The following is a 12,998-nucleotide window of genomic DNA, read 5'->3' on the forward strand; positions in this document are numbered from 1 at the left end:
GCGCCATTAAGCGGCGCACACAACAGTTGCACACGCGGCCTATCCGCGGCAACCGGGTAGGATCGCGGACACAGAGCCGGGAGGTGTCGGGTGGCCATCAGCGACGACGCGGTCGAGGTGCGCGCGCAGGGCTGGCGCACGCTCGCCGCGCTGCACGGCCGCATCGACGAAGCGCTGGAGAAGGCGCTGCAGTCGGGATTCGGCCTCTCGGTCGTCGAGTACACCGTCCTCGACACGCTCGACCGCCAGGACGGCTGGCACATGCGCATGCAGCAGCTCGCCCGCGCCGCCGCGCTCTCGCACAGCGCGACCACACGGCTCGTCACGCGCCTGGAGAACCGCGAGCTGCTGCGCCGCTACCTCTGCGACGACGACCGCCGCGGCATCTACAGCACCCTCACCGAGCAGGGCAAGGAGCTGCTCGAACGCGCCCGCCCCGTGCACGACGCGACGCTCAAGACCACCCTCGACGTCGCCGCGGAGACCCCGGAGCTGGCCCCGCTCGTCGAGGCCCTGCACACGCTGCCCCGCCTCACCTGACCCGAACTTCCCCACCGTTTTGTGCACTTGCGCGCTCTGCGAGCGCGCATCCACCCAAAACGGTGGGGATGTTGGACGGGTGGTCGGCGACCCGGGGCGAGCCGTGCCACGATCGCGCGATGGCTGAGTACGAGCACCTCGGCGAGGCGCTCGGCACCGACTTCTTCTCGGTGCGCGAGCAGTTCACCCCCGAGCAGTGGGCGCGGTTCGCGGAGGTGCGCTCGTTCGTCGACGACGAGGTGCTGCCCGACATCGGCGCGTACTGGGAGCGGGCGGAGCTGCCGTGGCCGCTGATCCGCCGGCTACCGGAGCTCAAGATCGTCGGCGAGACGATCGAAGGCTACGGCTGCGCGGGGATGAGCCCGATGGCATGCGGTCTCGTCCACATGGAGCTGCACCGCGGCGACGGCTCGCTGGGCACGTTCCTCGGTGTGCACGCCGGACTCGCCATGCAGTCGATCGCGATGTGCGGTTCCGAGGAGCAGAAGCAGCGCTGGCTGCCGTCGATGTCGACCATGGAGCGGATCGGCGCGTTCGCACTGACCGAGCCCGAGCACGGCTCCGACTCGATCGCGCTGGAGACGACGGCCCGCCGCGACGGCGACCACTGGATCGTCGACGGGACGAAGCGGTGGATCGGCAACGCCACCATCGCCGACCTCGTTGTCGTCTGGGCACGGGACACCGGCTCCGGCGAGGTGATCGGGCTGGTCGTCGAGACCCCCGCCGAGGGCTACTCGGCGACGGTGATCGCCGGCAAGGTGTCGCTGCGCTCGGTGTGGCAGGCCGACATCACGCTCGACGGCGTCCGCGTCCCCGACGCCAACCGGCTCGTCGAGGCGCGCACTTTCAAGGACACCGCCCGGGTGCTGGCCAACACCCGCGGGATCTGCGCGTGGATGGCGCTCGGCCATGCCACCGCCGGTTACGACGCCGCGCTGCGCTACGCGCTCGCCCGTCAGCAGTTCGGCAAGCCGCTCGCGTCGTTCCAGATCGTCCAGCAGCGGCTCGTGCACATGCTCGCCGACCTCACCGGCATGCAGCTCTACTGCATGCAGCTGGGCCGGCTCGCCGATGCAGGCCGGCTCTCCCCCACCGTCGCCGGGCTGGCCAAGATGAACAACACCCGCACGGCCCGCAAGATCCTCTCGGAGGCCCGCGACCTGCTCGGCGGCAACGGGATCCTGCTCGAGCACCACGTCGTGCGGCACTGGGCCGACATCGAGGCCATCCACACGTTCGAGGGCACCGAGACCATGCAGACGCTGATCGTCGGCCGCGACATCACCGGCATCAGCGCGTTCACCTGAGCGAACTTCCCCACCGTTTTGGGCACCTGCGCGCCAGCGGAGTGCGCATCCACCCAAAACGATGGGGAAGTTGGGCCACGTCGACCCCCGGCGGGGTACCGCAGAGCAGGCCCGGCCGTAGAAGTTCCCCACCGTTTTGCCAACTTGCACGCCCGCAACGCCGTGCAGGTTGGCAAAACGGTGGGGAAGTTGGGTACGCGGCCACGAACTTCCCCATCGTTTGGGCACTTGCGCGCTCGTGCGGCGCGCATCCACCCAAAACGGTTGGGAGGTTTCAGCCGAAGGTGCGCTTCCAGGCCTGGTAGCCGCCGTCGATGTCGGTGGCGTTGTGCAGCCCGATGTCCTGCAGCGACGCCGCGGCGAGGCTGGAGCTGTAGCCCTCCGAGCAGAAGAGGATCCAGCGGACGTCGTGGTCGACGGCCTGCGGGATCCGCGCGTCGGACGCCGGGTCGAGCCGCCACTCGATGTGGTTGCGCTCGATGATCAGCGCGCCCTCGATCTCACCCTCCTGGTCCCGCTGCCAGCCGGGTCGGGTGTCGACGAGGATCGCGCCCTGCTCGACCAGCTCGGCCGCCCGCTTCGGGTCGGGGCGGTCGAGCCGGGCGCGGGCCGTGGCAAGCAGGTCGTGCACAGTGCGGGGGGTCATCCCACTCCCTCCGAAGAACTGGATTCCACGAGCACCGTACGTGTCCGGCGCAGGCCGGCGGGCTCCGCGGCGTAGTACGACATCGCGGTGAGCGGCGGCGAGTAGGCGTGCACGCTGACGGCGGGCTCGACGGCCGGGTTGCCGACGTCGTGCACGTGCCCGAGCGGGAACCCCTCGCTCCGCCCGGCGCGCAGGGTGCGGCCCTCGAGGCCGCTGCCGGTCCAGCGGTGCTCGACGAGGTTCCCGGAGACGACAGTCAGCGCGCCGAGCGAGCCCGCGTGGTCGTGCAGCTCCGCGACCTGCTCGGTGGCCCAGCTGATCAGCCAGACGTCGACGTAGTGGTCGCTGCGCAGGAGCTGGTACCAGCGGCGTTCGGGGTCGATCTGCACGGTGTGCAGGCCGGTGAGCACCTCATCGGCCACCTGGCGGGTGAGCGAGGTCAGGTCGGCGAGGCTCAGCGGCGTAGGGGCGTGCAACAGCACGGACGGCTCCAGTGACTGACATGACGGACGAGCGGACGCGGGAGGTCAGCTCGGGCGACAGCACTGGTCGAAGTGGTCGGCACGACGGCAGCCCCAGATCTCTCCGAGGTATGCGGCCTGCGACATGCGTCCAGTTCAGCACAGCGTGGAGCCCGCGTGCCACCTCGTCCCACGGCACGGGAGATCGACGGCGGAGCGCCGGCAAATGTCCGACAGCGCTACCGGTGTGCGGCCAGCCACTCCCGCAGGTCCTTGAGCGGGACCTCGCGCTCCGGCTCGTTGTAGATCTCGTGCCAAAGCCCCTCGTACCAGCGCACGGTCTGGTCGGGGGAGCCGCTGGTGGCCTCGAGCGCGCGCATGCCGGCGGGGTCGACGATCGTGTCGTCGGTGCCGTGCTGCAGCAGTACCGGGATGTGCAGGTCGCGGGCGCGGCCCGGCAGCACGTCGAACTGGCCGACGAGCGCCGTCGAGAGGCCGAGCGTCGGGTTGCCGTCGAACACCAGCGGGTCGGCCTGGTACGCCGCGAACACCGCGGGGTCCTTGCTGATCTTCGAGGCGTCGATGCCCGCCGGCCGGAGGGTGGGCGCGATCTTCGCGAGCCCACGCAGCACCGGCAGCAAGGGCTTGGGCACGCTGTTGTTCGCGAGCGCGGGCGCGGAGAGCACGAGCCCGCGCAGGTCCTGCTGGTGCTCCAGCGCGTAGGCCAGCGCGATCTGCCCGCCCATGCTGTGGCCGAGCAGGATCACCGGCAGGCCGGGGTGCCGATCCACGACGGAACGGCGGAACGTGTCGTAGTCGTCGAGCCAGTCGGTGTAGCGGTCGAGGTGCGCGCGCCGGCCGCCGGAGCGGCCGTGGCCGCGGTGGTCGAGCCCGTACACCGCCCAACCGTCCGGAACCACGGCGTCGACGACGTTGCCGTACCGGCCGGAGTGCTCGCCGAGGCCGTGGCAGAGCAGCAGCACCCCGCTCGGGTCGCCCTCGGGCAACCAGCCCTGCCAGTACAGCTCGACGCCGCCGACTCCCGCGAGCTTGCCCTCGATGTGGTCCACTTCAGCGACGCCCGAGCATGACGTCGTCCGGGTCGCCGCCCGTGGGGACCGGCGGGACCCCGGCCGGTTCGAGATCGACGTTGTGCACGACGGCCGACTCGTCGGCGACCTCGACGGTCGCGGTGACGGTCTCGCAGTCGTGCGCCGCGACGCTCACCGAGTACTCGCCGGAGGCCAGGCCGGTGACCTGGTACGCGCCCTCCTGGTCGGTGTTGACGGCGTCGACGATCTCGCCGTCCTGCAGCAGCGTCACCCGCGCACCGACGATCTCGCCGTCCTCACCGAAAACGGTGCCCGAGAGCGACGCGGAGCGGGTCAGCAGGATCTCGGCCGACGTGTCCGGCTCCGCCACCGTGACCGCAACCGCGCCCGGCTCGTACCCGTCGGCCGTGGCCACGAGCACGTAGCTCCCCGGGTGCGGGGCGACGAGCTTCCCACCGCCGTCGGCCGCGGTCGACGACGTCGCCTTCTCCCGGCCGTGGTCGTCGAGCAGCGCGACGGCCGCGCCGGGAACGCCTGTGCGATCGCGACCGACCACGCGGAAGGCGAGCAGCAGCTTCTCCTCGCCGTCGCTGGCCTCGACGACCTGCGCGACCGCGGGCGGGTTCAGCGGGATGACGGGAGCGATCGCCTCTGCCGGCTCAACTGGTGCTGCTGTTTCTGCTGCCTCGGCGAAGCCGAACGTCCGCAGCAGCGACCGGTCGGCCGCCTCCTGCTCCGCTACGGCTTCCTCGTCGGTGAGGCGTGGGCGAACCATCGGGGACGTGCTCCGCTCGGTGCTGGGTTCGACGGTGCTGGGTTCGACTTCGGGAGACTCGACCGGCTGGGTTGGCTTGGTTGGCTGGGTTGGCTGGATGGCCTTGAGCACGGGTACTGCCGGCACCGGTTCCTCGGCCACCTGGAGGGCGGGCGAAGGCGTCTCGACGGCCGGTTCGGGGACGGCGGGCTCCTCCCACCTGTCCGTCCACCCGGCCATCTCGGTAGCCGACTCCTTGGACGACGGGTCGGCCCACAGCTGGCGGCCGCCCTCGGCGATCCGGGCCGCACGACCCCACGGGGTGTCGCTGTAGCCGGACTTCTCACCGCTGGCAGGTGGCGCCACGCTCGCGTGCGGAATGGCGGCGGCGGGGATCGCGGTGATCGGGAGCGGGGCGGCGGGGACGGCCGACGCGGGCAGGGACCGCGCGGCGACGGCCGGCTTGGGCGCGCTCTCCGCAACCGGCTGGGCCGGCTGGGACTGCTGGGCCGGCTGGGACTGCTGGGACTGCGGCGCCAGCGGACGAACGGCCTCCGGCGCAGCTTCGGCCACGGGCTCCGGCTGGTCCTGCGTCGATCGCATCTTGACCAGGTCGGCGACGGTGCGGGGCCGGCGCGCGGAGGCCGATCTGCGGCGCACGATCGTCACGACCTGCACAGCGGCCACGAGCAGGCCGAGCACGATGAGGACCACTCCGATCAGACCCAGCGTGCTCATGCGCTCTCCGCTCTGTCGCCCGTGCGCCTCGCCCCCTTGCGGCGTTGTTCCGACCGCGTACGGAGACCGCAGGGCGGATGGCCCACGGCAACGAACCTAGCACTCCCTCAGCCATCCCACCGTGACCTGGCCGCCGGTGTGTTCCCGCAGCTCACAGCTTGATCATCCGGTTGGGTGCACGTGAGCAGCCATTCGAAGGCATGCTGTCGCCCCATGGAGAAAGGACCGGGGTGGACAACGATCTGAGCGAGTTGGCGGCTGCGTACGGCGTGGCGACGACGTACCGCGACGGGCAACGCCGGCCGGTGACCGTGGACGAGGAGGTCGTCGTGCGGGTGCTCGGCCTGCTCGACGTCGACGCCTCGACACCCGTGGCCCGGCAGGCCGCGCTCGCTGCCCGCGCCGGGCACGTGCCAGGGACGATCGCGGCCCGTACCGATCGGCCGCGCCCGCTTCCCGCACCTGGGGTGCTGGTCGACGAGCAGGGCGGGCGCCGCGACGTCACGACGGAGCTGCCGGCCGGTCTGGAACCCGGCTGGTACACGTTGGAGACCGGCGAGCGGGTCGTGACCGTCGTCGTTGCGCCGCCCTCGCTGCCGGAGCCGCAGCGGACCTGGGGTTGGATGCTGCAGCTCTACGCCCTGCGCTCGGCGGGCTCGTGGGGCATCGGCGATCTGCGCGACCTGCGCGACCTCGTCGAGTGGACGGGACGGGAGCACCAGGCAGGTGCCGTGCTGCTCAACCCGCTGCACGCCATCACCCCGGTGCCACCGGTGCAGCCGTCCCCGTACACGCCGTCGAGCAGGCGGTTCACCACTCCGCTCGCGGTGCGCGTCACCGACCTCGCCGCGTACGCGCAGGTCGACGAGGCGACCCGGCGTGAGGTCGACGCCTTGCGGCCCGAGCTCGTCGGCGACCGGATCGAGCACGACAGGGTGTGGGCGGCCAAGCGTTCGGCGTTCGAGCTGCTCTGGCGGGCCTCCGGGAGCCCGGAACCCGCCGGCGCCGACCCCGCGCTATGGGAGTTCGCGACGTTCTGCGCGCTCGCGGAGCGGTACGGCGGCCGCTGGAGCCGCTGGCCGGCCGATCTCAGGCACCCGAAGGCCGCGGGCGTCGAGCGGGCGCGCGCCGAGCTGGCGCCGCGGGTGGCGTTCCACGCGTGGCTGCAGGCGGAGGCGGCGACGCAGCTCGCGGGCGTCCGCGAGACCGCCGACGGGCTCGGCGTGCGAGTGATCCACGACCTCGCCGTCGGCTGCGACCCCGAGGGTGCCGATGCGTGGGCCCTGCAGGACGTCCTCGCGCTCGACGCGCGGGTGGGCGCGCCGCCGGACGCGTTCAGCCAGCAGGGACAGGAGTGGGGCCTGCCGCCGTGGCGGCCCGACCGCCTCGACACCACCGGCTACCGCGCCTACGCCGACCTGCTCGCCGCGGTGCTCGGCAACGCCGACGGGCTGCGGATCGACCACGTCGCGGGGCTGTGGCGACTGTGGTGGGTGCCGCGCGGCGAGACCCCCGACCGCGGCACCTACGTGCACTACGACCCCGACGTGATGCTCGCCGTGCTGACGTTGCAGGCGCACCGGGCCGGCGCGATCGTCGTCGGGGAGGACCTCGGGACCGTCGAACCCGAGGTGACGGAAGGGCTCGCGGCACGCAAGATGCTCGGCTCGTCGGTGCTGTGGTTCACCCGCGACCTCGATGCGCCCGGCGAGCCGCTGCTGGAGCCGGCGCGCTGGTCGGAGGAGTCGGTCGCCACCGTCTCTACGCACGACCTCCCGACCGTCACGGGGTTCCTGCGCGGCGAGCACGTCCGGGCACGGGCGGAGCTCGGGCTGCTCGACGACGTCGACGCGGAGGAACGCAAGGCCCGCGCCGACCGCGCGGAGCTGGTCGAGCTCCTGCGGGCGGAAGGGCTGGTGGAGGGCGCCGAGCCGGACGAGCAGGAGCTGGTGCTGGCGATCCACACCCTGCTCGCCTCCACCCGGTCGCGGCTCGCGCTGATCTCGCCGTACGACGTGATCGGTGAGGTTCGGCAGCCGAACCTGCCCGGCACCGTCGACGAGTACCCGAACTGGCGGCTGCCGCTCCCGCTGCGGCTCGAGGAGCTGTTCACGGACGAGCGGGTGGCCGACGTGGTCCGCCGCATGCGCCGGTGACGTGAGGGAGGATGGGGAGATGATCGACGACGCCGCTGCCGCCGCTGCCGAATCCATCTGGACCGCATGGCGGACCGGCGAGCGGCTCGCCGAGCTGCCGTCGGAGATCCGACCGGCCGACAACATCGCGGGCATGGCCGCCCAGCTCGCGCTGCAGGACCACGCGGGCGCGTCGTACGGGTGGAAACTCGCCGCGACAACGCCGGCCGGTCAGGCGCACATCGGTGTCGACGGTCCGTTGCCGGGGCTTTTGTTCGAGCGGTTCCGGTACGAGCCGGGCGCCGTGCTGCCGTCCGACGACATGCACATGCGGGTCGCGGAGGCGGAGTTCGCGTTCCTGATGGGCGCCGACGTCGAGCCGGGGGCAACTGCGGAGGACGTGCTGGCGGCAGTCGAGACGATGCACCTGGCCGTCGAGGTGCCCGACTCGCGGTTCGACCGGTTCGAGCTGGTCGGGGCGGCGCAGCTGCTCGCCGACTGCGCCTGCGCAGGGCGGTTCGTGCTCGGGCCGGCGGTGCCGGGTTGGCGTGAGCTGGAGTTGTCCACATGGGCGACGGCCTTGTGGATGAACGGTGAGCAGGCGGCGACCGGCAGCGGTGGCGCCGTGCTGGGCGACCCGCGCACGGCGCTGACCTGGCTCGCCGCCGACCTCCCCCAGTACGGTCGCACGCTGCGGGCCGGTGAGCTCGTCACGACCGGGACGACCACGCCACCGCTCCCGATCGGCCCAGGCGACCGGATCAGGGCCGACTTCGGGGAGCTCGGGGAGGTCGCGTTGGAGATCGCGCGATGAGCTGTGCCGGTGTCATCATCGGGGAGTGGAGTCCGCACGGATCGATCGGTGGCTGTGGGCGGTACGGCTGGCCAAGACCCGCCCCGACGCTGCCGCCGCCTGCAGGGCCGGGCACGTCAAGATCAACGATCGGCCGGTGAAGCCGGCCGCGACAGTGGTGCCCGGCGATGAGATCAGGGCGCGCGTGAACGACCGCACGCGGATGGTCGAGGTGGTCAGGGTGATCCAGAAACGGGTCGGCGCCGCAGACGCGGCCACCTGCTTCATCGACAACACCCCGGCCCCGCCCCCGCTCGCCGCGATCCCCGTCGCACGCCGGGAGCGGGGCGCCGGGCGGCCGACGAAGCGCGAGCGTCGGGTGCTCGACCAGTTCCGCGCCGGGCAGTTCTGACGCCGAACGCGCGACTCGCCCACCGAAACGCGGGACTCGCGCGCCGAAACGCGGGACTCGCCCACCCGAACGCGGGACTCGCGCGCCGAAACGTGGGACTCGCGCGCTGGGGCGTGGGACTCGTGGTCAGGCGTGGACGACCGGGCGTTCCGAGCGTTCCCGCAGGCCCAGTGCCGTCACCGAGACCACGACCACGAGCAGGCCGAGCCACTGGGTGATGGTCAACGACGTGCCGAGCAGGCCCACGCCGATCAGGGCCGCGGTGGCGGGGAAGGCGAGCTCGGCCAGCGTCGCGCGCGACGCGGCGGTCGAGCGCAGCCCGATGTAGTAGAGGGTGAGACCGAGCAGCCCGGGGATCAGCGCGAGCAACGCGAGCGGTCCGAGCTGGGCGGGCGTCACCGCGACCGGGGCACCTTGCGCCGCGAGCACGATCGCACTGGCCGGCAGCCCGATCGCGAACCGCAGCACCGTCACGTCCCTGCTGGCCATGCCGGGTCCGCCGGCACGCCCCTCAGCGCCATGGTCGGCGCTCACCATCCGACCCAAGACCGTGCCCACCGCCCACAACACGGCCGCGGCGACGGCGAGCAGCGCGGCCGTAACGGCCCGAGGCGCGACGGAGAGCGGGTCGGCGAAGGCCATCAACCACGCCCCGACGAGCGCCGGAACCGCGAAGAACAGGTAGCCCGGCCGGACCCGCTCGCGGAGCAGCAGCGCGGCAGCCGCCACCGCGACAACGGGTTGCAGCTTCTGCAGCACGAGCGGCGTCACCGGGTCGCCGAGCCGGAAAGCCGCGGTGAACAGCGCCGTCGCGATCGCAGAGGCGCCGGCGCCGATCACCACCAGCGCGACCCGGTCGCGCACCGATGCAGCCTGGAAGGCGCGGAAGGCCGAGGGCAGGAACGGGATCAGCACCACCACGATCAGCAGGTGCTCCCAGAACACCACCGTCGCGGCGGGGAGCTGGCCGGCGAGCGGCTGCCTGAGCAGGCCGTCGGTGCCCCACATCGCCGCGGCGACGGCGATGAGCCAGGTCCGGTCGGGTGCGTGCGCGGGTCGGTCCACCTGGACCCCAACCCTCCGACCGCGACGATCCATTCCACGAGACGGATTGAGGGGCCGAGAGACGGGGTAAATCGCTGGTATCGACGCGATCAGGACGGCCGGGCTACTGGCGATGCGCCTCAGCGGAGCATCGCTGGCAGAAGAGCTCGCGAACGTCCGGCACCGGATCGCCGAGTGGGTCGCCGGCATGACGGCGAGTCCGGACGTGGTCGAGGACGTCGTGCTGGCTGCGAACGAAGCGCTGGCCAACGTGGCCGACCACGCCTACCCCGACGGCACGGGCGACGCGTGGGTGGAGCTGGAGCGTCGTTCGACCGATGAGCTGGTGGTCGTCGTGGCCGATCGTGGCCGATGGCGACCGCCACCTGCCGACCCCGGCTTCCGCGGCCACGGACTCACCCTGATCAAGGGGCTCGCCGACCGCGTCGCGATCCGCCACAGTCCGGCAGGGACGACCGTCGAGATGGCCTGGAGCCTGCGGCCCCTCAGCTCCTGAAACACCGGAACGGGGCGGGAGCTGCTGCTCCCGCCCCGTTCTGAGGGGTACTGCCGTGATCAGATGATGATCAGTGCGTGACCGGAACGGTCGCGCCGAGGACGGCCGTCGGCGCCGGGGCCACGGAGGCACCCTTCACCTGCGGGTCACGGCCCTCGCCGCCGCGGTCCTTGTTGCCGTCGTTGCCGTTGCCGTCGCCGTCACCGTCGTCGTCACCGTTGCCGTTGCCGTTGTCGCCGCCGTTGTTGCCGTTGCCGTCGTTGTCCTCGTCGGTGTTGCCGTCAGCGGCACCGTCGAAGCAGGTGGCAGAGCCGACCGTGATGGTCTGCGCGGTCTCGGTGCGCTCGAGAACGCCCGCGGGGAGCGCGCCCTGGAGCTTGCCGAGCAGCCCGGAAACGGTGCTCTCACCGGCCAGGTCGAGGTTCAGCAGGTCCGCAACCGCGGGGAGGGCGGCCTTCTCCTCCTCGGAGAGCTCCTCCTCGCCGGTGGCGCGGCCGGGCAGCAGCTCGGCCTTGATGCCGGTGACCGTGATCGAGTCGTCCGCGTTGCGGGTCTCCTCGCCGAGGCTGACGCGCAGGATCGGGGACAGGTCGATGACCTTGTCGTTGATCGTGGGGGTCTTCAGCTGCTTGCCCAGGAGCTCGGCGTTGACGAGCTCGAGGCCGCCCTTGCCGTGGTCGCACCAGGTCTTGACGAGCTCGGCCTTGAGCAGGTCCTTGATGTTGAGCTTCGCGACCGTGCTCTCGGAGTAGCCCGGCTTGGCCTCTGCGGTCAGAACGCCCGCGGAGATGCCGAAGTCCTCGGCCGCCGAGCCGAGACCGACGAGCTCCTTGGTGACCGGGGTGTCACCGTTCGCCTCGACGTACGAGATGGGCTCGATGTCCAGGATGCCGGACGCCGAGAGGGCGAAGGCGTGCTCGGCCTCAGGCGCTGCGACGGCGGTGGTCGCCCCCAGCAGCATCGCGGTAACCGCGAACGCTCCGATGGCCGCACTCGCTCCAGCGAGCTTCCTGCTGTTCACGTTGATGGTCCCCTCAGTTTTCATCGATCATCACGAGCGTGCCGAGCGGCACTTCGGTCAACTTCGCGAGAGCGTCGGCCGGAACGCGGATGCATCCGTCGCTGCTCGCCTTGCCGAGAACGTCGTCGCTCGGCCAGCCGTGGATCCCGACGGTGCCGGGGCCGCCCCCGAACGTGTCGAGCGTCGGGCTGTGCGTGCCGAGCGGGATGATCACCGGCGAGAAGGACTGCTTCGGGTCCTTGAACTGCCCGAGCAAGAAGGTCCGTCCAGTGGGAGTGGGGGCCTCGGGCTTGCCGATGCCGATGCTCCAGTTGCCGACCGACTTGCCCTTCTCGGTCAGCTCCATCTTCATGGACTTCAGGTGGACCTTGATCACGTGGTGCGTGATCACGTGCTCGGTGTCGGCCGCGCGGATCCAGCCGGTCGAGGCGTTCGGCTTCGACGGGAGCAGTACCTGCACCCAGTCGGGCTGCTGTCCGATGACGGGCAACCAGGTGGGGCCGAACTGCTGGGGCTCGATCTGCGCGATCGCCTTCCCGCCCGGTGACGCGTGCACAGGCGTCGTCCGGACCGGGTGGACCACGAGTCCTTCGGTGGTCGAGGTCGCCTCGGTGTCCAGAGGAGCGCCCTCGATGGTGGTGAACGTGTTGCTCAGTGGGAGAGCCCCGGTCGTGCCCGATCCGGAGTCTGCGGGAGGCGGGGTGCTCTGACCCCCGCCGAACATGAAGAAGCCGACGACCGCAACGAGGACGACGACCACCCCGATCGCGCCCCAAAGCATGAGGGGGCGACGGGGACGTGCGCCGGAGGACTCCGGCGCCTGGGGAGCGGTATGTAGTGCCATCTGACCCAAACGCGCGATGCGGACAGGACATGCACACCCGATCGGGTGTCCCCCGATTGCGGAGCGTGCATCCGGTGAACGAGGGAAGTTCGTCCGGGTTACTCCCGAAACCTGATCGTGATCTAGATCGTCTTCGCGCAGGTCAGATCACGACTCGCCATTGACAAGTCAAGCAGTGGGTTTTCAGGCCTCGAGACGCACTTCGGTCAGCTCGAACGTCTCGATGTCGACGACAAAGCCGCGAACGGAGGTACTCGGGAGTAGGAACGGGTCGCGGGCGAGCCGGGCGAGACAACGCCGCACGCTCGTCTCCGGACTCGTGAAGGCGTGGGTCCGCCACGGCGGGCGCATTCCCACGTCGACCGCCAGCTCCTCTGAGAACTCCTCGTCGGTGAACGTGGCGAGTCCACATCCCGTGTGCTGCACGACCAGCATGTCGCGGGTTTGCAACTTGCGCTGGCTGATCGTGAGCGAACGAATGACGTCGTCGGTCACCACACCACCGGCGTTGCGCAGCACGTGCACCTCGCCGAGCTCGAGCCCGAAGAGCGCGAAGACGTCGATGCGGGAATCCATGCACGTCAGCACAACGGTGTGCTGGCTCGGCACGACGGAACGCCCCTTGGCGTTCCGCGCAGCCACACTCGCCCCACCGGACTCGTAACGTCGCAGCAGCTCCTCGTTGCTCACGCGGATCACGGTAAGCGAATCGTCGCGTTGATCCGACCGGA

14 protein-coding genes are annotated in these 12,998 nt (G+C 71.2%); 6 read left to right on the forward strand and 8 right to left on the reverse strand.

Going from position 1 to position 12,998, the window contains the following annotated elements; all coding sequences use genetic code 11:
• Nucleotides 1–90: 90 nt before the first annotated feature.
• Together LL648_RS02560 and LL648_RS02565 are read left to right on the forward strand one after the other, a co-directional pair.
• Nucleotides 91–540, forward strand: coding sequence for a MarR family winged helix-turn-helix transcriptional regulator (locus LL648_RS02560; protein ID WP_232660719.1), 450 nt, complete (start codon nucleotides 91–93; stop codon nucleotides 538–540).
• Nucleotides 541–659: 119 nt separating this feature from the next.
• Nucleotides 660–1,850, forward strand: a complete 1,191-nt coding sequence (locus tag LL648_RS02565) for an acyl-CoA dehydrogenase family protein (protein WP_232660720.1) — start codon at nucleotides 660–662, stop codon at nucleotides 1,848–1,850.
• A 274-nt stretch (nucleotides 1,851–2,124) separates the two neighbouring features.
• Here LL648_RS02565 and LL648_RS02570 read toward each other — a convergent pair whose 3' ends face one another.
• The 4 genes from LL648_RS02570 to LL648_RS02585 all read right to left on the reverse strand — a co-directional run bounded on the left by LL648_RS02570 (nucleotide 2,125) and on the right by LL648_RS02585 (nucleotide 5,501).
• The gene (locus LL648_RS02570) at nucleotides 2,125–2,496 is read right to left on the reverse strand and encodes a rhodanese-like domain-containing protein (protein ID WP_232660721.1); all 372 of its coding nucleotides are present in this window, start codon (nucleotides 2,494–2,496) and stop codon (nucleotides 2,125–2,127) included.
• Nucleotides 2,493–2,978, reverse strand: coding sequence for a cysteine dioxygenase (locus LL648_RS02575; RefSeq protein WP_232660722.1), 486 nt, complete (start codon nucleotides 2,976–2,978; stop codon nucleotides 2,493–2,495). Before LL648_RS02575 ends, LL648_RS02570 begins: the two co-directional genes overlap by 4 nt.
• 218 nt (nucleotides 2,979–3,196) lie before the next feature.
• On the reverse strand, nucleotides 3,197–4,027 hold the full coding sequence (locus tag LL648_RS02580) for an alpha/beta hydrolase (RefSeq protein WP_232660723.1): 831 nt from the start codon (nucleotides 4,025–4,027) through the stop codon (nucleotides 3,197–3,199).
• 1 nt (nucleotide 4,028) lies between these two features.
• A complete protein-coding gene (locus LL648_RS02585) occupies nucleotides 4,029–5,501 on the reverse strand; it encodes an MSCRAMM family protein (protein ID WP_232660724.1) in 1,473 nt (490 codons plus the stop codon).
• Between the two features lie 200 nt (nucleotides 5,502–5,701).
• Between LL648_RS02585 and malQ the strand changes: the two genes are divergently transcribed.
• The 3 genes from malQ to LL648_RS02600 are packed head-to-tail and all read left to right on the forward strand — an operon-like array spanning nucleotide 5,702 to nucleotide 8,841.
• The gene (gene malQ, locus LL648_RS02590; protein ID WP_232660725.1) at nucleotides 5,702–7,657 is read left to right on the forward strand and encodes a 4-alpha-glucanotransferase; all 1,956 of its coding nucleotides are present in this window, start codon (nucleotides 5,702–5,704) and stop codon (nucleotides 7,655–7,657) included.
• A gap of 19 nt (nucleotides 7,658–7,676) precedes the next feature.
• Nucleotides 7,677–8,450, forward strand: coding sequence for a 2-keto-4-pentenoate hydratase (locus tag LL648_RS02595; RefSeq protein ID WP_232660726.1), 774 nt, complete (start codon nucleotides 7,677–7,679; stop codon nucleotides 8,448–8,450).
• A gap of 25 nt (nucleotides 8,451–8,475) precedes the next feature.
• Nucleotides 8,476–8,841: an RNA-binding S4 domain-containing protein gene (locus tag LL648_RS02600; protein ID WP_232660727.1), complete on the forward strand. Its 366-nt coding sequence runs from the start codon at nucleotides 8,476–8,478 to the stop codon at nucleotides 8,839–8,841.
• Nucleotides 8,842–8,967: 126 nt separating this feature from the next.
• Here LL648_RS02600 and LL648_RS02605 read toward each other — a convergent pair whose 3' ends face one another.
• Nucleotides 8,968–9,906, reverse strand: a complete 939-nt coding sequence (locus LL648_RS02605; RefSeq protein ID WP_308190229.1) for a DMT family transporter — start codon at nucleotides 9,904–9,906, stop codon at nucleotides 8,968–8,970.
• Between the two features lie 112 nt (nucleotides 9,907–10,018).
• On the opposite strand from LL648_RS02605, the gene LL648_RS02610 reads away from it, so the two are divergent.
• Complete coding sequence (locus LL648_RS02610; protein WP_232660728.1) at nucleotides 10,019–10,402, forward strand: ATP-binding protein; 384 nt, start codon at nucleotides 10,019–10,021, stop codon at nucleotides 10,400–10,402.
• Nucleotides 10,403–10,472: 70 nt separating this feature from the next.
• On the opposite strand, the gene LL648_RS02615 is transcribed toward LL648_RS02610, so the two are convergent.
• The 3 genes from LL648_RS02615 to LL648_RS02625 all read right to left on the reverse strand — a co-directional run bounded on the left by LL648_RS02615 (nucleotide 10,473) and on the right by LL648_RS02625 (nucleotide 12,957).
• Nucleotides 10,473–11,423: a hypothetical protein gene (locus LL648_RS02615; RefSeq protein WP_232660729.1), complete on the reverse strand. Its 951-nt coding sequence runs from the start codon at nucleotides 11,421–11,423 to the stop codon at nucleotides 10,473–10,475.
• A 13-nt stretch (nucleotides 11,424–11,436) separates the two neighbouring features.
• Entirely contained in the window at nucleotides 11,437–12,267 is an 831-nt protein-coding gene (locus LL648_RS02620; protein ID WP_232660951.1) for a L,D-transpeptidase, read from the reverse strand.
• Between the two features lie 183 nt (nucleotides 12,268–12,450).
• Nucleotides 12,451–12,957: a beta-class carbonic anhydrase gene (locus LL648_RS02625; protein WP_232660730.1), complete on the reverse strand. Its 507-nt coding sequence runs from the start codon at nucleotides 12,955–12,957 to the stop codon at nucleotides 12,451–12,453.
• Nucleotides 12,958–12,998 lie beyond the last annotated feature (41 nt).

It is taken from the genome of Pseudonocardia sp. TRM90224 (genome assembly GCF_021245725.1).
Lineage (GTDB): Bacteria > Actinomycetota > Actinomycetes > Mycobacteriales > Pseudonocardiaceae > Pseudonocardia.

What these genes read in the sequence shown, in the direction of transcription:
- LL648_RS02620 (WP_232660951.1), bottom strand. Translation starts at nt 12,267, where the DNA reads ATGGCACTACATACCGCTCCCCAGGCGCCGGAGTCCTCCGGCGCACGT.
- LL648_RS02585 (WP_232660724.1), bottom strand. Translation starts at nt 5,501, where the DNA reads ATGAGCACGCTGGGTCTGATCGGAGTGGTCCTCATCGTGCTCGGCCTG.
- LL648_RS02570 (WP_232660721.1), bottom strand. Translation starts at nt 2,496, where the DNA reads ATGACCCCCCGCACTGTGCACGACCTGCTTGCCACGGCCCGCGCCCGG.
- malQ (WP_232660725.1), top strand. Translation starts at nt 5,702, where the DNA reads ATGCTGTCGCCCCATGGAGAAAGGACCGGGGTGGACAACGATCTGAGC.
- LL648_RS02595 (WP_232660726.1), top strand. Translation starts at nt 7,677, where the DNA reads ATGATCGACGACGCCGCTGCCGCCGCTGCCGAATCCATCTGGACCGCA.
- LL648_RS02565 (WP_232660720.1), top strand. Translation starts at nt 660, where the DNA reads ATGGCTGAGTACGAGCACCTCGGCGAGGCGCTCGGCACCGACTTCTTC.
- LL648_RS02610 (WP_232660728.1), top strand. Translation starts at nt 10,019, where the DNA reads ATGCGCCTCAGCGGAGCATCGCTGGCAGAAGAGCTCGCGAACGTCCGG.